This is a genomic window from Polynucleobacter sp. Tro8-14-1, from assembly GCF_018881655.1.
In the GTDB taxonomy this organism is placed as follows: Bacteria; Pseudomonadota; Gammaproteobacteria; order Burkholderiales; family Burkholderiaceae; genus Polynucleobacter.
The window spans coordinates 79,594-105,966 of sequence record NZ_JACVPX010000007.1 but is presented as its reverse complement, the minus strand read 5'-3'; the positions used below and the strand labels follow the sequence as shown (position 1 = coordinate 105,966).

The 26,373-nt window shown below is 47.4% G+C and carries 27 protein-coding genes; 7 read left to right on the top strand and 20 right to left on the bottom strand.

Annotation, left to right across the window (positions count from 1 at the left end):
- The first annotated feature begins 16 nt into the window (after positions 1-16).
- A complete protein-coding gene (efp, locus tag ICN34_RS09045; RefSeq protein ID WP_072583128.1) occupies positions 17-577 on the top strand; it encodes an elongation factor P in 561 nt (186 codons plus the stop codon).
- A gap of 67 nt (positions 578-644) precedes the next feature.
- Here efp and nagZ read toward each other — a convergent pair whose 3' ends face one another.
- From nagZ to ICN34_RS08960, 17 genes are all read right to left on the bottom strand, one after another.
- Positions 645-1,724, bottom strand: coding sequence for a beta-N-acetylhexosaminidase (gene nagZ, locus ICN34_RS09040; RefSeq protein WP_072583129.1), 1,080 nt, complete (start codon positions 1,722-1,724; stop codon positions 645-647).
- Positions 1,725-1,754: 30 nt separating this feature from the next.
- Entirely contained in the window at positions 1,755-2,147 is a 393-nt protein-coding gene (gene acpS / locus ICN34_RS09035) for a holo-ACP synthase (RefSeq protein ID WP_072583130.1), read from the bottom strand.
- Between the two features lie 41 nt (positions 2,148-2,188).
- Positions 2,189-2,932, bottom strand: a complete 744-nt coding sequence (pdxJ, locus tag ICN34_RS09030; RefSeq protein ID WP_072583131.1) for a pyridoxine 5'-phosphate synthase — start codon at positions 2,930-2,932, stop codon at positions 2,189-2,191.
- Between the two features lie 12 nt (positions 2,933-2,944).
- Positions 2,945-3,679, bottom strand: a complete 735-nt coding sequence (gene recO / locus ICN34_RS09025) for a DNA repair protein RecO (RefSeq protein WP_072583132.1) — start codon at positions 3,677-3,679, stop codon at positions 2,945-2,947.
- Between the two features lie 5 nt (positions 3,680-3,684).
- On the bottom strand, positions 3,685-4,578 hold the full coding sequence (era, locus tag ICN34_RS09020; protein ID WP_216862561.1) for a GTPase Era: 894 nt from the start codon (positions 4,576-4,578) through the stop codon (positions 3,685-3,687).
- 44 nt (positions 4,579-4,622) lie between these two features.
- Positions 4,623-5,414 carry a ribonuclease III gene (rnc, locus tag ICN34_RS09015; RefSeq protein WP_072583134.1) on the bottom strand — a complete coding sequence of 264 codons (792 nt, stop codon included), beginning with the start codon at positions 5,412-5,414 and terminating at the stop codon, positions 4,623-4,625.
- A 5-nt stretch (positions 5,415-5,419) separates the two neighbouring features.
- Complete coding sequence (lepB, locus tag ICN34_RS09010; protein ID WP_216122110.1) at positions 5,420-6,226, bottom strand: signal peptidase I; 807 nt, start codon at positions 6,224-6,226, stop codon at positions 5,420-5,422.
- A complete protein-coding gene (gene lepA / locus ICN34_RS09005) occupies positions 6,226-8,031 on the bottom strand; it encodes a translation elongation factor 4 (RefSeq protein ID WP_072583136.1) in 1,806 nt (601 codons plus the stop codon). Before lepA ends, lepB begins: the two co-directional genes overlap by 1 nt.
- A gap of 136 nt (positions 8,032-8,167) precedes the next feature.
- On the bottom strand, positions 8,168-9,616 hold the full coding sequence (locus ICN34_RS09000; protein WP_216122108.1) for a DegQ family serine endoprotease: 1,449 nt from the start codon (positions 9,614-9,616) through the stop codon (positions 8,168-8,170).
- 51 nt (positions 9,617-9,667) lie between these two features.
- Entirely contained in the window at positions 9,668-10,915 is a 1,248-nt protein-coding gene (gene fabF, locus ICN34_RS08995) for a beta-ketoacyl-ACP synthase II (RefSeq protein WP_216122107.1), read from the bottom strand.
- Between the two features lie 21 nt (positions 10,916-10,936).
- Positions 10,937-11,176, bottom strand: coding sequence for an acyl carrier protein (gene acpP, locus ICN34_RS08990; protein ID WP_011902246.1), 240 nt, complete (start codon positions 11,174-11,176; stop codon positions 10,937-10,939).
- A gap of 101 nt (positions 11,177-11,277) precedes the next feature.
- Positions 11,278-12,021: a 3-oxoacyl-ACP reductase FabG gene (gene fabG, locus ICN34_RS08985; RefSeq protein WP_215359376.1), complete on the bottom strand. Its 744-nt coding sequence runs from the start codon at positions 12,019-12,021 to the stop codon at positions 11,278-11,280.
- A 26-nt stretch (positions 12,022-12,047) separates the two neighbouring features.
- The gene (gene fabD / locus ICN34_RS08980; protein ID WP_216122106.1) at positions 12,048-12,983 is read right to left on the bottom strand and encodes an ACP S-malonyltransferase; all 936 of its coding nucleotides are present in this window, start codon (positions 12,981-12,983) and stop codon (positions 12,048-12,050) included.
- Between the two features lie 59 nt (positions 12,984-13,042).
- Positions 13,043-14,029 carry a beta-ketoacyl-ACP synthase III gene (locus tag ICN34_RS08975; RefSeq protein WP_072583141.1) on the bottom strand — a complete coding sequence of 329 codons (987 nt, stop codon included), beginning with the start codon at positions 14,027-14,029 and terminating at the stop codon, positions 13,043-13,045.
- Positions 14,026-15,039: a phosphate acyltransferase PlsX gene (gene plsX / locus ICN34_RS08970; protein ID WP_072583198.1), complete on the bottom strand. Its 1,014-nt coding sequence runs from the start codon at positions 15,037-15,039 to the stop codon at positions 14,026-14,028. The genes ICN34_RS08975 and plsX overlap by 4 nt, the downstream gene beginning before the upstream one ends.
- Positions 15,040-15,122: 83 nt before the next feature.
- Positions 15,123-15,302 carry a 50S ribosomal protein L32 gene (rpmF, locus tag ICN34_RS08965; protein WP_011902241.1) on the bottom strand — a complete coding sequence of 60 codons (180 nt, stop codon included), beginning with the start codon at positions 15,300-15,302 and terminating at the stop codon, positions 15,123-15,125.
- A gap of 105 nt (positions 15,303-15,407) precedes the next feature.
- Positions 15,408-15,983, bottom strand: coding sequence for a DUF177 domain-containing protein (locus ICN34_RS08960; protein WP_216122105.1), 576 nt, complete (start codon positions 15,981-15,983; stop codon positions 15,408-15,410).
- 42 nt (positions 15,984-16,025) lie between these two features.
- On the opposite strand from ICN34_RS08960, the gene ICN34_RS08955 reads away from it, so the two are divergent.
- Positions 16,026-16,634 carry a Maf family nucleotide pyrophosphatase gene (locus ICN34_RS08955; RefSeq protein ID WP_072583199.1) on the top strand — a complete coding sequence of 203 codons (609 nt, stop codon included), beginning with the start codon at positions 16,026-16,028 and terminating at the stop codon, positions 16,632-16,634.
- Positions 16,635-16,675: 41 nt separating this feature from the next.
- Entirely contained in the window at positions 16,676-17,446 is a 771-nt protein-coding gene (locus ICN34_RS08950) for an SAM-dependent methyltransferase (RefSeq protein WP_072583143.1), read from the top strand.
- Between the two features lie 35 nt (positions 17,447-17,481).
- On the opposite strand, the gene sppA is transcribed toward ICN34_RS08950, so the two are convergent.
- From sppA to ICN34_RS08935, 3 genes are read right to left on the bottom strand one after another with little or no spacing between them, the layout of a single operon-like run.
- Positions 17,482-18,429: a signal peptide peptidase SppA gene (gene sppA, locus ICN34_RS08945; RefSeq protein ID WP_072583144.1), complete on the bottom strand. Its 948-nt coding sequence runs from the start codon at positions 18,427-18,429 to the stop codon at positions 17,482-17,484.
- A 12-nt stretch (positions 18,430-18,441) separates the two neighbouring features.
- Positions 18,442-19,122 (bottom strand): HAD-IA family hydrolase, encoded by a 681-nt coding sequence (locus ICN34_RS08940; protein ID WP_072583145.1) that lies wholly within the window; start codon positions 19,120-19,122, stop codon positions 18,442-18,444.
- 8 nt (positions 19,123-19,130) lie between these two features.
- Positions 19,131-20,147: an RluA family pseudouridine synthase gene (locus ICN34_RS08935; RefSeq protein WP_216122104.1), complete on the bottom strand. Its 1,017-nt coding sequence runs from the start codon at positions 20,145-20,147 to the stop codon at positions 19,131-19,133.
- Positions 20,148-20,610: 463 nt separating this feature from the next.
- On the opposite strand from ICN34_RS08935, the gene ICN34_RS08930 reads away from it, so the two are divergent.
- The 4 genes from ICN34_RS08930 (at position 20,611) to glp (ending at position 26,363) form a co-directional block, all read left to right on the top strand.
- Positions 20,611-23,235 carry an Rne/Rng family ribonuclease gene (locus ICN34_RS08930; protein WP_216122103.1) on the top strand — a complete coding sequence of 875 codons (2,625 nt, stop codon included), beginning with the start codon at positions 20,611-20,613 and terminating at the stop codon, positions 23,233-23,235.
- Between the two features lie 94 nt (positions 23,236-23,329).
- Positions 23,330-24,445 carry a GTP 3',8-cyclase MoaA gene (gene moaA / locus ICN34_RS08925; RefSeq protein ID WP_072583148.1) on the top strand — a complete coding sequence of 372 codons (1,116 nt, stop codon included), beginning with the start codon at positions 23,330-23,332 and terminating at the stop codon, positions 24,443-24,445.
- A complete protein-coding gene (gene mobA / locus ICN34_RS08920; protein ID WP_216122102.1) occupies positions 24,445-25,050 on the top strand; it encodes a molybdenum cofactor guanylyltransferase MobA in 606 nt (201 codons plus the stop codon). Before moaA ends, mobA begins: the two co-directional genes overlap by 1 nt.
- Positions 25,047-26,363, top strand: a complete 1,317-nt coding sequence (glp, locus tag ICN34_RS08915; protein ID WP_216122101.1) for a gephyrin-like molybdotransferase Glp — start codon at positions 25,047-25,049, stop codon at positions 26,361-26,363. The genes mobA and glp overlap by 4 nt, the downstream gene beginning before the upstream one ends.
- Positions 26,364-26,373: the final 10 nt, after the last annotated feature.

The window sequence follows — 26,373 nt, the reverse complement described above, 5'->3', positions numbered from 1 at the left end:
CCCCAGGAATAGCAAGATGAAAACAGCACAAGAACTCCGCGTTGGTAACGTAGTGATGATCGGCACCGATGCCCAGGTCGTTTTAAAGGCCGAATATAGCCGCTCTGGCCGCAACTCCTCTGTTGTGAAAATGAAATTTAAGAATTTGTTAACTGGTGCACCGAACGAAGGCGTTTACAAAGCGGATGACAAGTTTGATGTTGTGATTCTTGATAAGAAAGAATGTACTTACTCTTATTTCGCAGATCCAATGTATGTATTTATGGATACTGAATACAACCAGTATGAAGTGGAAGCTGAGTTCATGGGTGATGCATTGAACTACCTCGAAGAAAGCATGCCATGTGAAGTAGTGTTCTACGAAGGTAAAGCACTCTCAGTAGCAATGCCTAACTCATTGGTTCGTGAAATCATTTACACAGAGCCAGCAGTTAAAGGTGATACCAGCTCAGGTAAGGTATTGAAGAACGCAAAATTAGCAACTGGCTATGAATTGCAAGTTCCTTTGTTCTGCAACACTGGTGACAAGATCGAGATCGATACTCGCACCGGCGAATATCGTAGCCGCGCTAACTAATTAGCTGGCTACAGATGTTAAAAAGCCCGGCATGCCGGGCTTTTTTATTTCTACAAATGAATTTAACTTACTCAGCAATCAAACCTAACTGCACAAGCAGGCCTTTAGCGTGCTGGTACTGAGCCTCGTTCTGCAATTCATCCCAACCCAATGCAAGCGCTGTCGGCATTAACTTATTTAAACGCGCTTTTGACTCTTCCTGCTTAGCTTTTGATACCTTTAGCTTACTTAATAGCTGATCTGCAAGGTCTGGGCGATTGCAGATTAATACCGCATCGCAACCAGCCTCTAGCGCCATTTCTGCACCCTTCACTACCGATCCTGCAACGCTTGCACCTTCCATGGATAGGTCGTCGCTGAAGATCACGCCTTCAAAACCCAACTCTTGACGCAGAATGGAGTGAAGCCAAATCTTAGAAAATCCTGCTGGGTTCTTATCTACCTTTGGATAAATTACATGTGCAGGCATTACTGATGCCAGACTTAGATCTAACCACTCGTAAGGCTTGGCATCATCATTCAAGATTTCTTTTAAAGGACGCTCATCCACTGGGATGGCCACGTGTGAATCAGCCTCAGCCCAGCCATGCCCAGGGAAATGCTTGCCGCAGTTGGCCATGCCAGCAAGACGCAAACCTTCGTTCAAACTTTTCGACAAAGCAAAGACTATTTGTGGATCACGACTAAAAGATCGATCGCCAATCACGCCGCTTCTGCCAAAATCTAAATCCAGCACCGGAGTAAAACTGAAGTCAACTCCACAAGCACGCAGTTCAGTAGCAAGCACATATCCACAAGCTGTTGCTGCAGCCATTGCGATAGCAGCAGATTCTGCAGCATGAGTTGATTTATTTTTAGCACTCCACAATTCACCCAATTTACGCATAGCTGGTAAGTGGGTAAAGCCGTCTGTTCTTGCACGCTGCACTCGACCACCCTCATGATCAATGGATATAAGCACATCAGGGCGCAGCTTCTTAATGGCAGCAGTTAATTTAATGAGTTGCTGACGATTAGCAAAGTTTCTACCGAATAAAATAACGCCACCAGTCAGGGGATGCAAGATGCGTCGACGATCCTCGGCATTTAATTCCAGACCAACTACATCCAGAGTGACTGGGCCGGGGGCCATGGTTGACTTACTCATTTCTTCCTCTATTTCAACTGTATTTTTTATTTACTTTTGAGTAACGATGACATGCGCAATTGCCATATCCTGTTCATCACTCACAGTAACGTGAGCTTCCCAATTTTTTTCTATCATAAATAGCGCCAAAGCTCCTAAGTAAGAAGTAATTGGTTTGCCACTAGGCTCATTTAGGGTTTGGAGTGAACGCCAAGTCATAGGCATTCTCATTCCCAAGCCAATCGCTTTTGAGAAGGCCTCCTTGGCTGCAAAGCGTGTGGCCAAGAACGCAATGCCCCGCTTATGGTTTCTGGCAAGGCGATGCTGAAATACCAGCATCTCGTCTGGCCCCAGAATTTTTTCAGCTAAGCGGCCATTAGTGCGATCGTAAGCCGCTTGTAAGCGCTCAATCTGCAGAATGTCTGTGCCTATGCCGATGATCATATTTACTGTAATGGCTTTTTGTTATTTGCCGTTATTAATACTTAAGCACTGGCTCTGCCCTGATCCATCAAGGCTTTCATATCGATGATTGCTTTTTGCCACCCTTTGAACAAAGCCTCAGCAACAATGGCATGGCCAATATTGAGCTCGGATAATTCAACAATGGCTGCTACTGGTTTGACATTACCCTCATGCAAACCATGGCCCGCATTGACTCTCAGGCCAATACTTTTTCCAAATATCGCCGCCTTACGAATACGCTCAAGCTCTACCGCCTGATCAGCTCCAGATAAATCCGCGTAACGACCGGTATGTAATTCCACTACAGTTGCACCAACTTCTTTGGCCGCTTGAATTTGTTTTTCTTCTGGATCAATGAATAGAGATACCCGAATACCAGCATCAACTAATTTTTTTGTGGCAGCCCTCACCGCCTCAAAATGCCCTAAGACATCCAAACCACCTTCAGTAGTAACTTCTTCACGTTTCTCTGGGACTAAACAGACGTCGTGCGGCTTTACTTGGCACGCAATATCAATCATCTCAGGCGTTACCGCACACTCTAAATTCATACGGGTTTTGATGAGTGGGCGAAGTGCCAATAAATCGGCATCTTTAATATGGCGACGATCTTCGCGCAGATGTAACGTAATGAGATCTGCACCCGCCTCCTCAGCCAACGTTGCCGCTCTTAACGGATCAGGGTAGATGGTGCCTCGTGCATTACGCAAAGTGGCGACGTGATCGATATTGATACCCAGTTCAAGGCTTGGATGGCTGCTCATCTCTGTAGATTACTAGATTTTCTTTAAATCAATCAAAATTTGGCGAGTCGTCAATACCTGATCCTGCAAGTGTAGGCCAAGAAGAAAACGCATTAATTGCTTACTCTCAGAAAGCGTCTCAGGGTCTGAGAAATCTCCCGCTGCAATCGCTAAAAGGGATTTACCGGTAAGAACGGGCCAATGTCCTGGATCATCCGCTTGAACTGGGCGAACACCCCGCTCTGGTTGATAGATGTATTGCTCTTGAGCCATGGGCGCCTCATTGGTTTCAACGCAGCGATCCAAGGCAGCCGCATAACCCGTCTCTTGCAAGAGTGATAACTCAAATGGACGCAAAATCTCTTCTAAGCCCTTAGACTCAAACTCCAGATTCGATAAAGCATTAATAGTCTCAGAATAGCGATCGTAGAGTTTTTCGTAATCATCTTCACGTGCTAAAAATTTGACGAGCAACTCATTGAGATAAAAGCCACAGAGCAAAGCATCGCCAACCAAAGAAGGTGTACCCCCCACCCACTCTGACTTCGTTAAAGTGCGGAGCTCTGATTTACCACTCCAAGAAACGAGGAGCGGTTGAAAGCGCTGCAATACTGGTCTTAGAGTGGAGTGTGGACGCTTAGCGCCTTTAGCAATCAAAGCCATGCGGCCATATTGCCGAGTAAAGACATCCAGAATTAAGCTGGTCTCTTTATAGGGAATGCTATGCAATACAAAAGCAGGCTCGTCAGCAATACGAATCGAGGCCATGAAACTTATTCCAGACCCTGAGCCCGCAATTCAGCACGATCATCCGCCCAGCCGCGCTTCACTTTGACCCAAGTCTCTAAAAAGACTTTGCCATCAAAGAGTTTTTCCATATCAATACGGGCATCTGTCGAAATCTTCTTGAGACGCTCACCCTTTTGACCAATGATCATTGCCTTGTGACTATCGCGATCAACCAAAATGGTTGCCGCAATACGACGCATCTTGCCATCCATCTTGAACTGGTCGATTACTACCGTGCTGGTGTAAGGCAGTTCTTCACCGGTAAAGCGGAATACTTTTTCACGCAGAATCTCAGCAGCTAAGAAGCGCTCGCTGCGATCGGTAATAGTGTCGCCATCATAGACAGCCTCAGCCTCAGGCAGGTAGCCCTCAAGAACATCTAACAATCTTTCAATATCACCAGGACTCTTGGCGCTCATCGGCACGATCTCAGCAAACTCACACTTCTGATCTTCATGGCCACCTAGTTCGCACCAAGGGCGAGCCATTTCTTTAATGAAGCTAAGGAGTGCTTGGTCACGTTCTGATGGAGTCTGAAAGCGACTATTAAACAAATCTAATTTATTTAAAACCAGTACAACCGGCAAGTCATCTGGCAGTAGCTTTAATACCTTTTTATCATCTTCACCAAAGTACCCAGCCTCAACCACGAAGCAAGCGACATTCACGTCCTGTAAGGCAGTGGTGACAGTACGATTTAACGCCTTGTTTAATGTATTCATTAAACGCGTCTGAAAGCCTGGGGTATCGATAAAGATAAACTGCGCTTCTTCGCGATTCTGAATTCCCAAAATACGATGGCGTGTAGTTTGCGCCTTACGAGAGGTAATGCTGATCTTCTGACCAACCAACGCATTCAGAAGAGTTGATTTACCCATATTAGGACGCCCAACAATGGCGATGGTGCCGCATCTAAACACGATTAGCCCTTCAGCTTAAGATTGAACTGCTCTTCGGTCACTTCTTTTTTGGCTGCCTTCTTTTTAGCCGACCGAGTCTTCTTGGGTTTACGAGATTCTTGCGGCAAAGCCTTGAGCATAGCAATCAAGGCTAACTTTGCCGCGGCTTGCTCAGCAGCACGACGCGAAGCACCCTCACCTTTGACCGCCACTTTATGGCTAGGGATCAAGCACTCCACCTCAAACTGCTGGTTGTGTGCAGCACCAGTAGTGCCGGTAACGTTATAGGTCGGCAATGGCAATTGATAGCCTTGCAAGCATTCTTGCAATAAAGTTTTGTCGTCCTTACCTAAGGTTTTAGGATCTACGTTTGCCAAGATAATGGAATACAGCTTACGTAAACTGGCCTTAGCCGCTTCAAAACCACCATCCATAAAGATTGCGCCAGTCACTGCCTCTAAGGTATCAGCAAGAATAGAAGGGCGACGAAAGCCACCGCTCTTCAACTCACCTTCACCCAAGCGCAAGTAATCCGACAAGGATAAAGTTTGGGCAATTTCGTATAAAGCTTGTTGCTTTACTAAGTTTGCACGTACGCGAGAGAGGTCGCCCTCATCTAAGTCTGAATAACGCTCATAGAGCATTTCAGCAACAACGCAATTCAGAATAGAGTCCCCCAAAAATTCCAAGCGCTCGTTATTTTTCTTACTATGACTGCGATGAGTCAAGGCTTGATTTAGTAGCTCCGGCTTCTTGAAGGTATAGCCGAGGCGCTCTTGCAGCGGTCCAGTTTCGATAACGGCGCGCGCATTCATAATATTTACTCGAATCCGCCAATGCGGCCAAGATTACCCAGGTTCAACCACACAAAGAAGGCCTTACCGACAATGTTTTTATCCGGTACAAAGCCCCAATAACGTGAGTCTGCACTGTTGTCACGGTTATCGCCCATCGCGAAGTAATGCCCTGGAGGTACTTTGCAAGTCACGCCAGACTGCTGGTACTGGCAGAACTCAGAACCCGGAAAACGCTCAGTCGGAAATACAGTAGCCGGACGATCAGGGTCATTCAAGATGTCATGACGATTACCGCCCAAGTCTGCTGGGAAAGTCTCTGTGAAACGTTTGGCATAGCGCATATTCTCAGGATCGAGATACGGCTCGCCACCGCTATATTGCAGAGGCTGACCATTAATAGTCAGACGCTTATTTTCATAAGTGATTTCGTCACCTGGCAAGGCCACTATGCGCTTGATGTAATCCACCGACTCATCACGTGGATAGCGAAACACAACAACATCACCGCGTTTGGGTGAGCCCAAGTCAACGACTTTTTGATTGAGCACCGGTAAACGAATTCCATAGGCAAATTTATTAACCAAAATGAAGTCGCCGATTTGCAATGTAGGGATCATTGAGCCAGAAGGAATCTTAAAAGGCTCAGCGATAAAAGAGCGTAATACAAATACGGCACAAATTACTGGGAAGAAACCTGCTGTGTATTCAAGCCACAAAGGCATACGGTCAATACCAACCAAACGTCTTTGCGGGGCAAAGTGTAATTTGTCAGCAACCCAAGCGATTCCAGAAACAATCACCAAGATAAAAAGGACTAAAGCAAAGTTCATTAATCCTCCACCTGCAGAATGGCCAAAAAGGCTTCTTGTGGAATTTCTACGTTACCGACTTGCTTCATACGCTTCTTACCTTCTTTTTGCTTCTCTAATAACTTACGCTTACGGGAAATGTCACCACCGTAGCACTTAGCCAAAACGTTTTTACGCAAAGCTTTGACGTTTTCACGCGCAACGATATTGCTACCAATTGCCGCCTGAATCGCTACATCAAACATTTGACGAGGAATAATGCCGCGCATCTTGGCAACTACTTCGCGCCCACGATGTTGACTATTACTGCGGTGAACAATCACTGAGAGGGCATCAACCCGCTCACTATTAATGAGGATGTCGACCTTAACTACGTCTGCCGGGCGATATTCTTTGAACTCGTAATCCATTGAGGCATATCCGCGTGAGATGGATTTCATTTTGTCAAAGAAGTCCAAAACAATCTCGGCCATCGGCAACTCATAAGTGAGTTTGACCTGACGACCTAAGTAGTTCATGTCCATCTGAATGCCGCGCTTACCTACGCACAAAGTAATCATCGCCCCTACATACTCTTGCGGCATGTATAAATTGACCGTCACAATCGGCTCAAGAATGGTATTGATCTTGCTAGCCTCGGGCATCTTCGACGGGTTATCCACCATCATGAGCGTGCCATCAGACTGCTCCACTTGATACACCACCGTTGGAGCGGTCGTGATGAGATTCATGCCGTACTGACGCTCTAAACGCTCTTGCACAATCTCCATGTGGAGCAAACCCAAGAAGCCGCAGCGGAATCCAAAACCTAGAGCCTGTGAAACCTCTGGCTCATATAAGAGTGAGGCGTCATTTAACTTGAGCTTTTCAAGGGACTCGCGCAGCTGATCGTATTCACTCGCCTCTACTGGATATAAGCCAGCAAAAACTTGGGGCTTCACTTCTTTAAAACCAGGTAGTGGCTCAGCCGCAGGAACGCGCCCTTGCTGCCCAGGAGTATGTGTCACGGTGTCGCCAACCTTGGCAGCTTTTAATTCTTTAATGCCGGCAATCACAAAACCCACTTGACCAGCAGATAGCTCTGGACGATCTAATGACTTCGGACTAAACACGCCTACATGCTCGACTAAATGGCTTGAACCATTAGCCATCAAGGTAATTTTTTCTTTTGGTTTTAGAGTGCCATTCACAACGCGCACCAACATGACAACGCCTACATAATTGTCAAACCAGGAGTCAATAATCAAGGCTTGCAATGGATCCTCTGCATTACCCTTTGGCGGCGGCACTCTGGCGATCATTTCCTCGATGACATCTGCAACACCCAAACCTGTTTTGGCTGAGCAGGTGACGGCCTCAGAAGCATCGATACCAATGACGTCTTCAATTTCTTTTTTAGCACGCTCAGGATCGGCTTGAGGTAAGTCAATCTTATTGAGCACTGGTACAACCTCAACGCCCAACTCAAGCGCCATGTAACAGTTGGCAACCGTTTGCGCCTCAACACCTTGACTCGCATCTACGACCAACAACGCACCTTCACAGGCAGACAAAGAGCGACTGACCTCATAAGAGAAGTCGACGTGTCCCGGGGTGTCAATCAGGTTGATATGGTAAATCTTGCCGTCTTTGGCTTTGTAATTTAAAGCTGCGGTTTGCGCCTTAATAGTGATGCCGCGCTCACGCTCAATATCCATTGAGTCTAGAACTTGGGCTTCCATTTCACGATCGGAGAGACCGCCACAGAGCTGAATAATGCGATCAGCAAGCGTCGATTTGCCGTGATCGATATGGGCGATGATAGAAAAATTGCGGATTAAATCCATAGCGTCTTAATAGGTCATTCAAAAAACGCCTTGTCAGAACGCACCACGATGATGCGCTGCAAAAAGTCGTCTTAAAGTGATTGTAATGGGTGGCGCCTAAAAGGCGCCAAACCCCTTTTTTAGGCGCAAAATGGGGTTATTTAGGCCTTACGGGAAAGACTAAAGTGCTGTCAGCGCGACGGATAAAGACCGGTACAGCCTTATTGGCGTCCAAACCCTTAACTAGAGCCTCAAACTGCTTAACGCTCGTAATATCGGCATCCGCCACCCGAATAATGACGTCACCTGGTCGAATCCCCGCTTTTGCCAAGGGGCCATCACCTAAACCAGTCACTTCAACTCCACCTTTAATATTTAAGTCCTTCTTTTTGCCATCCGATAACTCGCCTACAACAACTCCAAGGGTATTGACGCTATTGCCACTGGTTGCGGGTGCATCAGGCTTCTTGTTGACCACCTGACCGGATTCGGTATCAGTTACGGTAACCGTTAAATCACGGGTTCCGCCTTTACGCCAAACTTGCACAGGCACAGAAGTACCTGGCTTGGTTTCACCTACGACTCTAGGCAAATCGGTGGACTTAGAAATATCTTTGCCATTGAAGCTCAGAATCACATCGCCCGCCTCAATTCCACCGGCGGCTGCAGGGCCACCTGGTTCAACATTGCGCACATAAGCGCCACGAGGTTTTCCTAAACCAAGACTCTCAGCTACCTCTTTCGTCATCTCACTCAAAGCAACACCAATACGCCCGCGAGAAATCTTTCCGGATGTACGCAATTGATCTGCAACACGCATTGCTTCATCAATCGGGATCGCAAAGGAGATACCCATATACCCACCAGAGCGACTAAAGATTTGTGAGTTGATACCAATTACTTGACCAGCCGTATTTAAAAGCGGCCCTCCAGAGTTTCCTGGATTCACAGCAACGTCAGTCTGAATAAAAGGTAAGTAGTCGCCTGTATCGCGACTCTTCGCCGACACAATACCTGCAGTCACCGTGTTCTCAAGGCCGAACGGGGAACCAATTGCAAGCACCCATTCACCTACTCGCACCCTCGATGAATCACCTAAAGGTAGCTTTGGCAAATCACGCGCTTCAATTTTGACGACTGCAACGTCGGTACGCTTATCCATGCCAAGTAACTTTGCTTTGAACTCGCGCTTATCAGTCAGGGTTACATAAATAGTGGTGGCACCCTCAACAACGTGAGCGTTAGTCAAAATCAGACCATTGGATTCGATAATGAAACCAGAGCCTACTCCACGATCCGCTTCTTGCGGCTTGCCTAAATTAGGTTGCGCTGGTTTAGGTCCATTTGGGATTCCTGGAATTGGTACACCAAAGAAACGGCGGAAAAATTCCGCCTGATCTTCTGGGATTCCCGGAATGCCACCTTGCGCTTGCTGCACTACTACTTTTTCAGTGGTACGAATATTGACAACTGCAGGACTTGCGCGTTCAACCAAATCCGCAAAGTCAGGAATCGTGACCCGGGGATTTTGCGCAGAAGCAAATGGAATAAAGGCGACTTGTCCCAGACTAAATATAGCCAAGAGTGCAATGAAGTACTTTTTCATGATGCTATAGAACCTACTTGGTGAAAACCAACAATGAAGATATTAAGAATATTAGGTCAGTTTGCCAAAAATCAAGGTACCGTTAGTACCCCCAAAGCCAAAATTGTTTTTGACTGCATGGTCAATCCTCACATCCCTAGCGGTATTGGCGCAGTAGTCCAGGTCGCACTCAGGATCTTGATTGAAAATATTGATAGTAGGTGGTGATTTTTGGTTATGAAGAGCCAAAATCGTGAAAACAGACTCCAGGCCACCTGCACCGCCCAAGAGGTGACCAGTCATAGACTTGGTGGAGTTAATTAAAGTCTTCTTAGCGTGGTCGCCAAGAGCAGCCTTAATAGCGCCAGTTTCATTCTTATCACCCAAAGGCGTGGAAGTGCCGTGAGCATTAATATATTGAATCTGATCAGCATTTAGGCCTGCGTCGCGCATTGCATTAAGCATGCAACGACGGGGGCCATCCATATTTGGGGCAGTCATGTGATAAGCGTCACCACTCATGCCGAAGCCCAGTAATTCGCAATAGATTTTTGCGCCACGGGCTTTAGCGTGCTCATACTCTTCAATCACCACTACGCCTGCGCCCTCACCCAGAACAAAACCATCGCGGTCTCTATCCCAAGGGCGTGATGCAGTTGCAGGATCATCATTGCGAGTAGAAAGCGCTCTTGCAGAAGCAAAGCCACCAACCCCTAATGCGGAGATAGTCGATTCAGCACCGCCAGCAACCATGACATCAGCATCACCGTACTGAATTAAGCGTGCAGCCAATCCAATGCTGTGTAAACCCGTTGTACAAGCTGTTACCGCAGCCACGTTTGGACCTTTGAGACCAAACAAGATGCTGAGGTGGCCAGAAATCATATTGATGATGGAGCCTGGAACAAAGAAAGGGGAGATACGACGAGGACCACGAGCCAATAACTCAGCACCCGTTTCTTCAATCATTGGCAAGCCACCGATGCCGGAACCAACCATGACGCCAATGCGCTCAGCGTTTTGTTCGGTGATCTCTAAACCACTGTCGCGAATGGCTTGTGTACCAGCAGCAATGCCGTAATGGATAAAGGTATCCATGTGGCGCGCTTCTTTGGCAGAAACATATTCTTCGACATTGAAATCTTTCACCTCTCCAGCGAAATGAACGCTAAGCGGAGTGTGGTCAAACTTAGTGATGGTAGCAATACCTGATTTGCCCGCAAGCAAATTAGACCAAGCTACATCAACTGAATTACCAACAGGTGAGATAAGGCCAAGGCCGGTGACTACTACCCGGCGTCGGCCATTTGATGCTGACACAGTAATACCTAGGCTAGGGAATTAACCCTGAGCTTTTGATGTAGCGAAGTCGATCGCGAGCTGAACTGTGGTGATCTTTTCAGCTTCCTCATCAGGAATTTCGATGCCGAATTCATCTTCCAAGGCCATAACCAGCTCAACAGTGTCAAGAGAGTCAGCGCCCAAGTCGTTCACGAAAGAAGATTCATTCTTGATGTCTCCTTCTGCGACGCCTAATTGCTCAGCGACGATTTTCTTAACGCGTTGTTCGATGTTGTCCATTAATTTCCCCAGGGGTTGTAAAAAACGATGAAAGGATTTTATCAGTTTGGCGGACCGAATTAGCAAATTCGCCTAAAAATGACCAAATCCTGGCTTTGCCGTTAGGCTAAATAGAGTCCGCCATTGACGTGCAGGGTATTACCCGTAATGTAGCCAGCCGCTGGAGAGGCCAAAAAGGCCACCGCTTGGGCAACATCCTCAGGACTACCCAAACGCGCCAAAGGAATGTTCACTTTTAGGGCATTTTGCTGTTCTTCGCTCAAGGCGCGGGTCATATCAGTGTCGATAAATCCAGGAGCTACGCAATTCACAGTGATATTGCGGCTACCAATTTCACGGGCTAAGGCACGGGTCATTCCAGAAACGCCTGCTTTTGCAGCTGCGTAGTTTGCCTGACCAGGATTACCCATATGACCAACAATTGAAGTGATATTAATAATGCGGCCACCACGGGCCTTCATCATGGGACGCATTACTGCTTGAGAAAGACGGAAGACTGAACTGAGGTTGGTATCAATCACATCAGTCCACTCTTCAGACTTCATGCGCATTGCTAAATTGTCACGAGTGATGCCGGCGTTATTCACCAAGATGTTGATGCCGCCATACTCTTTGACGATCAGATCAATAATTTCTTCACAAGCATTTGGGGCAGTCACATTCAATACTTTGCCAGCACCGCCTGAAGCTTTTAAACGCTCATCAATCGCTTTAGCTCCACTCTCGGATGTAGCCGTTCCAATTACCTTGGCGCCACACTTGACTAGCTCATCCGCGATTGCCTGACCAATACCGCGTGAGGCGCCAGTTACTAAAGCAATTTGTCCGCTTAAGTCGAGATTCATTTTTATCTTCCGCTATAACGTTTGTTTTATTGAAAGCTTGCCAGAACTTCATTCAAGCTGACTTCATCAAATACCGGCACACCAGTGACCTGATCATTAATGCGCTTGGTAAGGCCTGCCAATACTTTGCCAGGACCGCACTCTACTACCCGAGTAATGCCTTGAGAGGCCATAGCCTGAACGGTTTCTTGCCAACGTACAGGCTTAGCAGCTTGACGCACTAAGGCATCTTTAATTGCAATCGGGTCATTCAAGATTTGAACATCCACGTTATTAATCACAGCAATGGTTGGTGCTTTAAATTCAATGCTGGCTAAGTAGCCTTTCAATTTTTCAGAGGCTGGCTGCAGCAAAGAAGAATGAAATGGTGCAGATACTGGCAACGGCAAGGCACGCTTAGCGCCAGCAGCCTTTAATAATTCACATGCCTTAGTAACGGCATCACTTGCACCAGCAATCACCACTTGGCCGGGGGCATTGAAATTGACGGCTTCAACAACACCACCAGAAACAGCACTTGCTTCAGCACACACCTGAATCACGATTGCATCATCCAAGCCGAGAATCGCAGCCATGCCGCCTGCACCTACCGGCACAGCAGTTTGCATTGCTTCAGCACGAAAGCGCACCAATGGAACAGCATCTTTAAAAGAAATAACGCCAGATGCAACCAAGGCAGTGTACTCACCAAGACTATGACCTGCCATTACCTTAGGCGCAGATCCACCTGCTGCCAGCCAGGCTCGATAAAAAGCAACGCCTGCAGTCAACATCACAGGCTGAGTATTCGTGGTTAATGACAGCACCTCTGCAGGGCCTTCAGAAATCAGCTTTGCAACGTCCTCACCTAATGCCTCAGAAGCCTCTTGCAATGTTGCGCGTACTTCTGGACGCTCAGAAATGGAATTGAGCATGCCAACGGATTGAGAGCCTTGACCAGGAAATACAAATGCAAATGTCATGTGATTAATTCGCTGAAAAGAAATTAAAGAGATGAATGAATAAAAATAGTGTGCCGCTCTTAGTATTTAATCGCAACCGCACCCCAAGCGAACCCGCCGCCAACACCCTCTAGCAAGAGATGTTGTCCACGCTGAATCTGCCCAGAGCGCACGCCAGCATCTAATGCCAACGGAATGGATGCAGCCGAAGTATTGCCATGCTCATGCACAGTAACAATGACTTTATCCATGGACATGCCCATCTTCTTAGCCGTGCCTTCCATGATGCGAATATTGGCTTGATGCGGTACTAGCCAGTCGATTTGCTCAGCCTTGAGGTTCGCTTTTTCGAGCGCCTCGTGAGCTACCTGCTCTAAGACCTTCACAGCAAGCTTAAAGACCGCTGGACCATCCATAGTCATAAATGGGGAACCATGCACTTCGCCATTACCTGCACGCCCAGGAACACACAAAATATCGCGTTGACTACCATCGGCATGTAATGCAGTAGAGAGAATGCCGGCTTCTTTAGAAGCCTCAAGTACAACAGCTCCAGCACCATCGCCAAACAAGACGCAAGTGCCACGGTCTTGGAAATTTAGAATACGGGAGAATGTTTCTGCGCCAATGACCAATACTTTTTTGTATGAGCCACATCGAATAAATGCATCTGCAATGGCAAGCGCATAAGTAAAACCAGCACACACTGCTTGCACATCAAAAGCAGCACAAGCAGTGTGTGCGCCCAATTTGTCTTGTACAACGCAAGCGGTACTTGGAAAACCACCCAAATGATCTGGAGTAGAAGTGGCCAAAATGATGAGGTCCAAATCTTCAGAGGTAATGCCGGCACTAGTTAATGCAGCTTGTGCCGCCTTGGCAGCCAGATCACTAGTTAACTCATTTTCAGCGGCAAAGTGACGTGCGGAAATACCGCTACGCGTTTTAATCCACTCATCACTGGTCTCTAAGCCAGTTTTAGCAAGACGCTCCACTAAGTCTTGGTTAGTTAAGCGCAACTCAGGAAGATAACTTCCGGTACCCGCTACTCTTGCAAAAATACTCATACTTTTGTCTCCACTACAAAGGCTGCAGCAATGCGCTCCACCATGCGGTTCTTAGCCGCCTCATAGGCGCGATCCAAGGCAAAGCCAAAAGCAAACCGATCAGCAGAACCATGGCTCTTAATTACACAACCACGTAAACCCAACAATACTGCGCCGTTATAACGACGATGATCAACACGCTTACGTACTCTTAGCAATGGCACCATTGCACAGATCGCCATTAACTTGGTAAGCCATGAGCGATTAAATTCTTGGCGAATCAAACCACTCATCATTTTTGCCAAGCCTTCACTGGCTTTCAGAACGACGTTGCCAACAAAACCATCGCACACCACGATATCCGTAGTACCCTTGAAAATATCGTTGCCTTCTACGTTGCCGTAAAAGTTTAAAGAGGTTTGACGAAGTAACTCACTGGTTTGCTTAACAACTTCATTCCCTTTAATCACTTCCTCACCAATATTGAGAAGGCCAATTGAAGGGTTTTGTTTGCCATCCACCACTTGCACCATCACGTTTGCCATCTGAGCAAACTGCACCAAGTGCATTGGTTCACAGTCGGCATTTGCGCCGAGGTCCAGCATAGTTGTCCCGCGCCCTAATTCATTGGGGATCGCGGTAGCAATCGCAGGGCGATCAACGCCATCAAGCGTTTTGAGAATGTAGCGAGAGATCGCCATGAGTGCGCCAGTATTGCCTGATGAAACTACAGCATCAGCAGCACCCTCTTTAACTTGCTCAATGGCAACACGCATAGACGAATCTTTTTTGCGACGCAGAGCAATCTCAATGGGATCATCCATTAAGACAACTTCGCTAGCGGAAATAATTTGAATTCGCTCCATAGGAGCTTTAGGAGATTTACTCAAGACTTGCTTGATTAAATCGGGATCACCAACGAGGGTAATCTTCACGTCAGCGTGTTTTTCTAAAAAATCGCAGGCAGCCGGAACCGTCACGACGACTCCATGATCTCCGCCCATGGCATCAATAGCAAGAGTAACGCTCATAAGCTCATTGATTGCTGCAAGTGATTTATCCAAGAAAAAAGCGGCTTTTACTGGAGCCGCTTCTATCTGTTTAGACTAAAAAATTAGTCGTTTTTAGTTTTAACAACTTTACGACCACGATAGTAGCCGTTAGGTGAAATGTGGTGGCGCAAATGAGCCTCACCAGTTGTGGCTTCAACAGCCGTAGCAGGTGCGGTCAAGAAGTCGTGCGCACGGTGCATGCCACGTTTGGAAGGTGATTTTTTGTTTTGTTGAACGGCCATATTGAACTCCTAAGCAAGGCGATATTCTAGCATGGAAATGCGCCTAAATGCTTGATTTATTGACAAAAGATACTTAAAACAACAACTGAAATCAGGCCCCTAATTTCAGTTTTTCTTCATATTTTTCAATATGTTAAAGGGGTTTTCCCGCTCATTTGACGGCTCCTCATCAGCCTCATCCCCAAAGGTAGATGCATGAGGTTCACAAAACCCATCTGGATGCTTTGGAATCAGGGGAAAAGACAGCAAAACCTCATCCTCCATCGTTTCCAGGAGGTTGAAGTGCTGATTTACGACCAGAGGATCTTGCTCCTCATCCTCCAAAGGGTATTCATCTGCTTCAGAATCTGTCAAAACCAGAATAAATCGACGTTTTTCGTCCAAATCCACCGCGCAATCTTGCAAACAGCGCTGACAAACCAGGTGCAGACGTCCTTTTAGCCCTAATTCGAGGATTTGATGGGGTTCACTCCCCGGGGAATCCTCAAAATGGGTCCTCACAGACCAATTAAAGCCATCGGCTGGGTTAACGGTTGACGCCTCCTCGGCCACCCTTGGCATATCTGACAAGCTTAAAAAACCGGTGCCTGCATAAGATTGGGGGGCACAAAAATCTACCCTCTTTAAGGCGCTAGGCTCGGGAGATAGTTCGACTTGAGGTAAAACTTGATTACGATTCATGGCATCAGTCTAAATGAAGGCGCCTTAGAAAGCACAGCAAAAATGAGTACATCCACAAATACACCTAAAAATCCAAGACTCATCTTGGCATCCACTTCGGTGTACCGACGTGAACTTTTAGAACGCCTACGCATCCCCTTTGAAATCATCTCACCAAAGGTAGATGAAACCCCACTTACTGGAGAGAGCACTCTTGATTTGGCACTACGACTTGCTCAAGCAAAAGCAGCTGCAGTTGCTAAAGAGCATCCCGATGCTTGGGTCATTGGCTCCGATCAAGTCGCCGATCTTTGTGGTGCAGCGATTGGTAAGCCTGGTAATTTTGAAAGAGCCTTAGCGCAGCTACAACTCATGCGTGGTCAAGTGGTGACCTTTCAAACGGCGCTATGTTTGATGAAGGGTGATACCCAAACCACTTTATGTGTTCCTACTGAAGTGACTTTTCGCAAACTTCCAGACAGCACCCTAGAGGCTTACCTACTGGCTGAAGAGCCTTATGATTGCGCTGGCAGCGCCAAGTCAGAAGGCCTAGGCATCAGCCTGCTAGAGTCGATCAAGAGCGATGATCCAACCGCTTTAATTGGCTTGCCGCTGATTGCATTAACCAGCATGCTACGCGATGCTGGCTATGCAATTCCATCAAAAAAATAAAGCAAAAATTAATAACTAGATTCATTAGAAAAAAATAATTCATGAGCAAACTCGGCACCTTGTATTTAGTTCCCAATACCTTGGGTGATGATGGTCGTGTTGAGCAATTGCCTTGGGTTCTTCCATCTGAAACGATTACACAAACAGCCAGGCTAAGGCACTGGATTGTTGAAGATGCCAAGACGGCGCGGGCGTTGTTAAAGGCAATCGATTCTGTCTCTCCATTGGCATGCACTATTCAAGAAATGCAAATGAGTGAATGGCGTGGTGCTGCGCGTAATGCAAAGTATGGCGATGCGGTCAAGCCAGCCGATTTACTCAAGCCTTTGCTTGCCGGAAACGATATGGGCTTGATGTCTGAAGCAGGGGTCCCTGGCGTTGCAGACCCCGGTGCAGAGTTAGTGCTAGCGGCACATAAGCTAGGCGCCCAAGTGAAGCCACTGGTTGGACCGAGCTCTATCTTGTTAGGCCTGATGGCAAGCGGACTCAATGGCCAACGCTTTGCTTTTCAGGGGTACTTGCCTCATGAAACCCATGAGCGCACTGCCAAACTTAAGCAACTCGAAGTTGAGTCTCGTAAATTACAACAAACTCAAATTTGGATTGAGACACCCTATCGCAATAGTGCCATGCTCATGGCCTGTATCCATTCGTTGGCGCCGCAAAGTCTGCTATGCCTCGGTGTGGACCTTAGCCTGCCATCAGAAATGATTACCACCCTTTCAATTGCAGATTGGCGTAAACGCTATCCGAATGAATCTGCTTGTGCATCATTACAAAATAGGCCAACGGTATTTCTACTGCTGGCCTAAGTCTTCAATGCTTTAGTTTTGCTTTTTTCTTATTTCTATTTAAGGTCAGATGTCTTTACCAACGCCTTGCCAGCAGCAGTTCCAGCTTCAGCACCAAAGCGTTTAGCAACACGCTCAGCGAAATTCTCTTTCATGGTGTAGTCGAGAATATCCGGTGCCTTAAAGATGTCGCGGGCAACGGTATCTACCGTGCCATACCCATCAGCCAAACCAATCTTGACTGCTTGCTCGCCATTCCAGATGCGGCCAGAAAATAAATCTGGCACGTCTTTTAAGCGATCGCCACGACCCTCTTTCACCACTGCAATAAATTGCTGGTGAATCTCATCAATCATGGTCTTAACCATTTCGACTTGCTTTGGATTCTCTTTACTGAACGGATCCATCATGCCCTTATTGGAGCCCGAGGTAATCATGCGACGAGTAACCCCCAACTTATCCATGAGGCCTGTAAAACCAAAACCTTCCATGATCACGCCAATGGATCCCACTAAGCTGGCTTTATCAACCAAGATTTGATCCGCAGCGACTGCCACGTAGTAACCACCAGATGCGCAGATGTCTTCGACAACGACATAAAACGGTTTTTTGGGATAGAGCTTGCGCAAGCGGTGGATCTCATCATTGATCATGCCGGCTTGAACTGGCGAGCCCCCAGGGCTATTAATGCGCAACACAACCCCAGCACTGTGTTCATTCTCGAATGCAGATAGTAAGGATGAATTGATATCCATCGCATTAGCCATCGAGCTGGAAGAAATTTCTCCTTCAAGCGTTACCAATGCAGTGTGCTTTTCTACCCCCATACCCTTGCCTGGAAGGTGAAAGTCAAATATCGAAAGCAGAGCGCCAACAATGACTAGCAAGGTGAGTACTCGCAGTACCGCTTTCCAACGACGTGCTTTACGAGTTTCTTTTAAATTCTCCAACAAGAGATGTTCGAGAGCTTGACGTTCCCAATTCGGGTTTGGGTTGTTTTCCATCTTTTTGCTTCCTTAGTGTTGCAGGTTATTTTTAAGCCATTGCGAGAGTTGCGCGACATCATCCACATGCGTTAATGATGGTGAAGCTTTTAAAGTATCAGGTGGGTGAGCGCCATAAGTCACAGCTACCGCATCGACCCCAGCATTTGCTGCCATATCGAGGTCGTGGGTTGTGTCGCCAATCATCAGCATGCGACGAGTCGGCACTTGAGTCACATCAGATAGCTCAAGCAACATTCCTGGATGAGGCTTAGAAAAAGATTCGTCCGCTGTACGAGTCTCATGAAAGAGATGGCCGATCTGATGATGGCCAAGCGAGCGATCTAATCCGACACGCGACTTTCCAGTGGCAACAGCTAGTAAATACTGTTTAGCATGCAGCTCCTCTAAGAGCTCTCGAATGCCCACAAACAAATCGAGCTCATGATCTTTGGCTAAGTAGTGATAACGAAAACGCTCAGTCAGCCTTGGGAAATGGGCTGGTTCTATCCAAGGCACAGCTCTTCGCAATGAATCCTGAATTCCCAAACCAATGACTGAACTCGCTAATGTGTCGTCAGGCGCTTTAAAGCCCAAATCGCGACAGGCTTGCTGAATACAATGCACGATGGTTGGTGTGGAATCCATGATGGTTCCATCCCAATCCCACACAATCAGGTCATAGGGTCGATTCGATTTATTTGCTTGAGACATTCTGATATTTACCGCTCAAAAGTTTTCATCATGGCGGTAAATTCTGCTGGCAATGGGGACTCAATCCGCATCTTTTCGCCAGTACGCGGATGAGTAAAACCAGCCAGATGAGCGTGTAGATATAAGCGTTTGGATTTAACTACTTTATCCAAATCTTCAAAGCCATACTTATCATCACCCAAAATTGCGTGACCCAATTTTTGCAAGTGCACCCGAATCTGATGAGTGCGCCCCGTCTTGAGTTGCGCCTCAGCGAGGGTAATTGATGCGCCCTCGTGCTTGAGCACTTTAGTCACTCTTAAAGAAGTATGGCTTGGTAATCCATCTGGATCAACGCGAACGCGACGCTCGCCATTAGGCAGAAGATATTTATGCAGCGGATATTTGAGTTGCATAGTTTGAGCGCCCTGGACAATTTCACCATGTGCAAGCAAGTAATAGCGCTTATCCGTTTGACCCTCACGAATTTGACGATGCAGCTCCACCAAAGCGCTCCGCTTTTTAGCCAAGAGTAAAACGCCTGATGTGTCACGGTCTAAGCGATGAACTAATTCCAAAAACTTGAGCTCTGGACGGGTAATACGCAGGGTCTCAATGACACCAAGTGCGATGCCTGAGCCACCATGCACCGCTAGACCCGTTGGCTTATTTACTATTAAGAGTGCTTCGTCTTCAAAAAGAATCGGCATTTTGTCTGAGTAGCCATGTGCCCGAGATTTGGTTTGAGCGCTATTGACAGCAGCCATTTGGGCAGGTTCAGCAATTCGAACTGGGGGGAGGCGGACCACATCCCCCTCAATCAGACGGGCTGTTGGCTCAGCTCGCTTTTTATTGACTCGGACCTCGCCAGATCGAATAATTCGGTAAACATGGCTTTTGGGAACTCCTTTAGCCCAACGCAACAAATAGTTGTCTAGGCGTTGACCGGCCTCTTCGGGACCAATGGTCTGAAGATGCACTGCAGCAGGCGCTGCAGTAGTGGGTGTTTTCGCCTTTAAGGGCTTGGAAATGGGTTCGGATTTCATGATTTATCTCTCTTGTGACCCCACCAGGGGATGACAAGGGACTCAACAATACCCCATTGTCACGCAACTTGTGCCGTATAATCAACGCTCTAGCCAATTTATTGGCCCGAGACCAGCCTGAAGTCAGGTTTGAATCGTGGAGCTTGGAGTCGCCCTTTAAAAGACTCCCGGGGTTGCCCCTCCCCCGTTTAATGAGGCGCAGGGTTGGTGTGCCGTATGCCGCGACCCGCGATTAGAAGACAGTTTTCAGGCGCGCGCCTGCATTGATGACCTAAAGGAGGTCTCTGCGGCGATTGTCAGGTGTGGCACCAAATTAACCAACAGTTAAGCTGGTGAACTAGGCAAAAAATGTCTAGATTTGCATGATCCACACTCATAAACCGCCTTGGGCTTAGTCCCGAGTGGTATCTAACTTGTCCCCTAACGCAGCGCGCAACGACGCCCTCCCCCATAGGAGAGTGTTATGAAACGCATGTTGTTTAATGCAACTCAACAAGAAGAGTTGCGAGTTGCCATCGTTGATGGTCAAAAACTCATTGATATCGATATCGAAGCTGCCGGCCGTGAACAACGCAAAGGCAATATCTACAAAGGTGTCATTACCCGTATTGAACCTTCACTTGAGGCCTGCTTTGTTAATTACGGCGAAGAGCGTCATGGCTTCTTGCCGTTTAAGGAAGTAGCTCGCAGTTACTTTAAAGAAGGTATCGACGTCCGCAATGCTTCCATTAAGGATGCTTTGCGCGAAGGTCAAGAAATCATTGTTCAAGTAGAAAAAGAAGAGCGCGGCCAAAAAGGCGCAGCCCTCACATCCTTTATCTCCTTGGCAGGTCGTTATTTGGTTCTCATGCCGAATAACCCACGTGGAGGTGGCGTTTCCCGCCGTATTGAAGGTGAAGACCGTCAAGAACTCCGCGAAGCGATGGCTCAATTAGAAGTAGCAGATGGCATGAGCATCATTGCTCGTACCGCTGGTATTGGTCGTGATGCTACTGAATTGCAGTGGGACTTAAGTTACCTCATGCAATTGTGGAAAGCAATTGATGAAGCTGCTAAAGGCAACTCTGCTCCATTGCTAATCTACCTCGAATCTAGCTTAGTGATTCGTGCGATTCGGGATTACTTCCAGCCTGATATTGGTGAGATCCTCATCGATACCGATGACATCTACGAACAAGCTGCAGCATTTATGTCTGTAGTGATGCCTGACAATTTGCCACGAGTAAAGCGCTATCAAGACGATGTGCCTTTGTTCTCTCGCTTCCAAATTGAGCATCAAATTGAAACTGCTTACTCACGCACTGTGCCATTGCCATCTGGCGGCGCAATCGTGATCGACCATACTGAAGCCTTGGTTTCAGTCGACGTCAACTCAGCACGTGCAACCCGTGGCTCTGATATCGAAGAGACTGCAACTCGTACCAACTTAGAAGCTGCTGATGAAATTGCCCGTCAAGCACGTTTACGTGACTTGGGTGGCTTGATCGTGATCGACTTCATTGATATGGAATCGAGCAAGGCCCAGAAAGATGTTGAGAATCGCTTACGCGATGCTCTGCGTCATGACCGTGCTCGTGTTCAGATGGGTAAAATCTCCAAGTTTGGCTTGATGGAAATGTCTCGTCAGCGCTTGCGCCCTGCGCTATCTGAAGGTAGCCATGTCACCTGCCCACGTTGTAACGGCACTGGCCACATTCGCGATACTGAATCTTCTGCCTTGCAAGTTCTGCGCATCATCCAAGAAGAAGCGATGAAGGAAAACACAGCAGCGATTCATACACAGGTACCAGTCGAAGTGGCTGCCTTCCTCCTGAATGAAAAACGTGCTGAAGTCATCAAGATCGAGACTCGCTTCAAAGTGAACGTCTTGATGGTTCCTAACAAGCATTTAGAAACTCCACATTACAAACTAGAGCGTTTGCGCCATGACGACCCACGTCTTGATGACCAAAAGGCTAGCTATGTAATGGCGGAAGAAGCTGCTCGCGAACTCGAGACAGACACAACAGTTAGCAAAAAAGATGCGGATGTAAAAGTACGTCCAGAAGCAGCGGTTAAAGGCATCACTCCGACACAACCCGCACCAGTCAGTCAGCCACGTCCTGCACGTACTGAAAAAGTGGTGACTGAAAGTTCTGGCGGTCTCTTTGGATTTATCAAGAAGCTGTTCTCCTCATCCCCAGCAGTTGAAGAGAAGCCTGCACCAAGCAACCCGCGTGGCCGTAATCAAGGCCGCAATGGTAACGATCGCAATCGTGGTCGCAACCGTCGTGGCGAGCGTACTGAGCGCCCAGCAGCGGCTGCAGCTGAAGGTACTCCAACAGAAGGTGCTAACAACAATCGCAACCGCAACAACCTTAACGGCAATCGTAACCAGGGCAATCAAAATGGTCCGAAGCCAGAACGTCAAGATGCGAACCGCAATCAAGCTAATCCAGCAGCAGTAACGCCTGCAACTGAAGCCGCTCCTGGTAGCGAAACTACTCCAGGCGCTGAGGGTGAAGAGCGTCGCGGTCGTGGTCGCAACCGTCGTGGTCGTGGTCGTGGTCAACGTGGCGAGCGTACTGAAGGTGGCAATGATGTTGCTAATACACCAGCAACAGCTGTGGCAGCAAGCCCATTTGCAGGCCCTCCAGTAGGTATGGCTGGTGCATCTGCAAGCATGCCTATTCAGAACATTGCGAACAGCTTTGGTAACGCAAAACCTGTAGCAGAGAAACAAGAAAGACAAGAGCGCGCACCACGTGCTCCACGTCAATCAAATCGTCCTGCACAAAACTCTGCTCCCGCATCTACTCCAGCACCAGTTGCTGTTGCGGCTGCCCCGTTAGAAGTAATTGCCAAACCTGCACCAGAGCTTCCTAAGGTTGCCTTCCAGGCGCTTGAAGAAACTCCATTGCACAGCGTTGTGCAATCAGCCGGCATGATTTGGGTCGCTACCGACTCTTCAAAGCATGCTGATGCTCAAAGTCAGATTCAGGCAGAGCCTGTTGCTGATAACTTGGGTAGGGCACCTAAACCGGCCGTTAGTCTTCACGATGGTCCAATGGTTTTAGTAGAAACCGGCGGCCAAGAAAAAACGGTTTAACGCTTATTGAAGCTTTTTCTCCAGACTGCCATTTATCCCAAAAGGATATTTGGCGGTTTGGCAGAAACCCCGTTTCACAGCCATAATTACGTATATGGTTGAAAAAGTAATCCCCATCCGAATAGACGAAGGCAAAGGCCTAACGCCACCCATTGGTGTCGAACTCGTCACTCCTCACGGTCATACGAAAGACACTCGGGGACGTACCCTAAGAGATCTCCGTATCTCAGTGACTGATCGCTGTAACTTCCGCTGTACCTATTGCATGCCCAAGGAAGTGTTTGACCAAAACTATCCTTACTTAGCTCATAAAGAATTACTGAGCTTTGAAGAAATCACTCGCCTCACTTCTATCTTTGCCACATTAGGCGTTGAAAAAATTAGATTAACCGGTGGCGAGCCTTTGCTGCGCAAGAACTTAGAAGTGCTGATTGAGATGTTGGCCAAAGTGCGCACACCAGAAGATAAAGCGCTGGACCTTACTCTGACTACTAACGGTAGCATCTTGCGCAAGAAAGCCGTTGCTTTAAAAACAGCCGGCCTGCAAAGATTGACAGTGAGTCTTGATGGTTTGGATGACGCGATCTTTAAGAAAATGAATGATGTCGATTTCCCAGTTGCCGATGTACTTGACGGAATTGCCGCAGCACAAGAAGCAGGCTTCCAGAACATCAAAGTAAATATGGTGGTGAAAAAAGGTACCAACGATCATGAGATTATTGCAATGGCTAAGCACTTTAAAGGTAGCGGCGTCATTCTGCGTTTTATTGAATTTATGGATGTGGGCAGCTCTAATGGCTGGAATATGGAGCAGGTTCTTCCATCCAAAGAAGTCATTGCCAGAATTCATGAAGCTTTTCCTCTGGAGCCTGTTGAAGCCAACTATACCGGCGAAGTTGCACAGCGCTGGCGCTATGTCGATGGCTCTGGCGAGATTGGCGTGATCTCCAGTGTTACTCAAACTTTCTGTCACGAATGCTCTAGAGCGCGCATCTCGACAGATGGGCAAATGTATCTTTGTCTTTTTGCCAATGAAGGTTTTGATTTCAAAACCCTATTGCGCTCTGGCAAGAGTGATTTAGAAATCGCTAATGCGGTAATGAATACCTGGTCAACTCGCGACGATCACTATTCAGAAATTCGGGGTTCGCATACCGCGAATCTGTTATCTGGTAACCGCAAGGTTGAAATGTCTTACATTGGTGGTTAATGATCTCTACTAAAGACATTACTGGACTCATACTTGCTGGTGGACGTGCGCAACGCATGGGTGGCATTGATAAAGGTCTTATTCCTTTCCATGGCAAACCGCTCATTGAGTCAGCCATCACAAAGCTCAAGCCCCAGGTGCAAACTATTATGATTAATGCCAACCGCAACATCACAAAGTATGCGAGCTATGGGTATCCAGTGATTATGGATGAAACGCCAGATTTTTCAGGGCCATTAGCGGGCTTCTCTGTAGGACTGAAGTCTTGCAAGACGGCTTATCTCCTTACCTCACCTTGCGACTCCCCCTTGCTACCCAATAATCTCGCAGAGTTATTAATTGCCGAGATGGGGCGAGGTGACTTTCAATTGGTGTACGCCTCCACCAAAGAGGCAGATGGCAAAGTATGGGCACAGCCTGTTTTTTGCCTTATGCGCAGTAACTTGCAAGATTCATTGAATCAATTTCTCCAAAAAGGGGATCTCAAAATTGATCGCTGGTTTAAAGAGTTGCACAGCAGCACAGTCATTTTTAATGACCCTCAACTATTTGCCAATGTAAATACTCCTGAAGAGCTAAAGTCACTAGAAGAAGTATCGGCATGAGTCACTCTCCAAACCAAGCAATTCTCTTGACCTCGTCACTACATGTTGATGATGCACGCAAGGCAATTGCTGCGTTGGTAGAAGATCTCATTGAAGAATCTAAGACGATTAATGATCCTGCAGATGTTGAAACTGCTGCATTGGATCAAGCGATTAATCGGATATTGGCAGCCGATTTACTCTCACCTATTGATGTTCCGGCTGCAGACAATTCAGCTATGGATGGTTTTGCATTTGATGGCAAATGTCTCGACACCAACAGCACGGCCATCACCCTAAGAGTAGTTGGTACGGCGCTTGCTGGCAAACCCTTTGAAGGCAGCATTGGTCCTGGGGAATGCCTAAAGATCATGACGGGTGCCGTGATGCCTGCTGGCTGTGATACCGTCATTCCACAAGAATTCACAAGCGCCAAAGATGAGAATGTAATTGAATTCAAACAAGATCAATTAAGACCAGGTGAGAACAGACGCCTACGTGGCGAGGATCTTAAAAAGGGTAAACCTGCAATTGCTGCGGGTCGCTTACTGCGCCCTTCTGATCTAGGTCTAGCTGCATCACTTGGTATTGCCTCCTTACCAGTAAAGCGCAAACTCAAAGTAGCCATTTTGTCTTCCGGTGATGAATTGTGTGCGCCAGGCCAAGCATTAGATGCAGGCAGCATATATGACAGCAACCGCTACAGTCTTACTGGTTTACTCAATCGCCTGAATTTAGAGATCATTGACTGCGGAATTGTGCACGATGATCCCGTCTCTTTGAAGCAAGCCTTTATTGAGGCAGCTAGCAAAGCAGATGTATTGATTTCTTCTGGGGGCGTTTCGGTTGGTGAAGCAGATTTCACGAAACAGATCATGCAAGAGTTGGGTGATGTCGGTTTCTGGAAAATCGCTATGCGCCCAGGACGCCCTATGGCGTTTGGAGTTCTCAAACCAGTCTCTGGAAAATTCCCTGCTCGCAAAACACTCTTCTTTGGTTTACCCGGAAATCCAGTGGCGGTCATGGTGACCTTCTATCAATTTGTTCGAGCAGCACTTTTACAGCTCAATGGTGCCAATCAAACTGAACCACCTCTTACCCAGGCTATTGCCGAAGCACCCATTCGGAAAAAGCCAGGCCGAACAGAATTTCAGCGCGCTATTCTGGGGCGTGGAGCCGATGGCAAGCCAACGGTACTTCTGACTGGCAGCCAGGGCGCTGGGATTTTGCGCTCGATGAGTGAAGCTAATTGCTTTGTGATCCTAGCTCACGAACAGGGAAATGTTGCCGCTGGAGACTGGGTAGATATAGCACTTTTTGATGGACTGCTTTAAGATTGCGTCA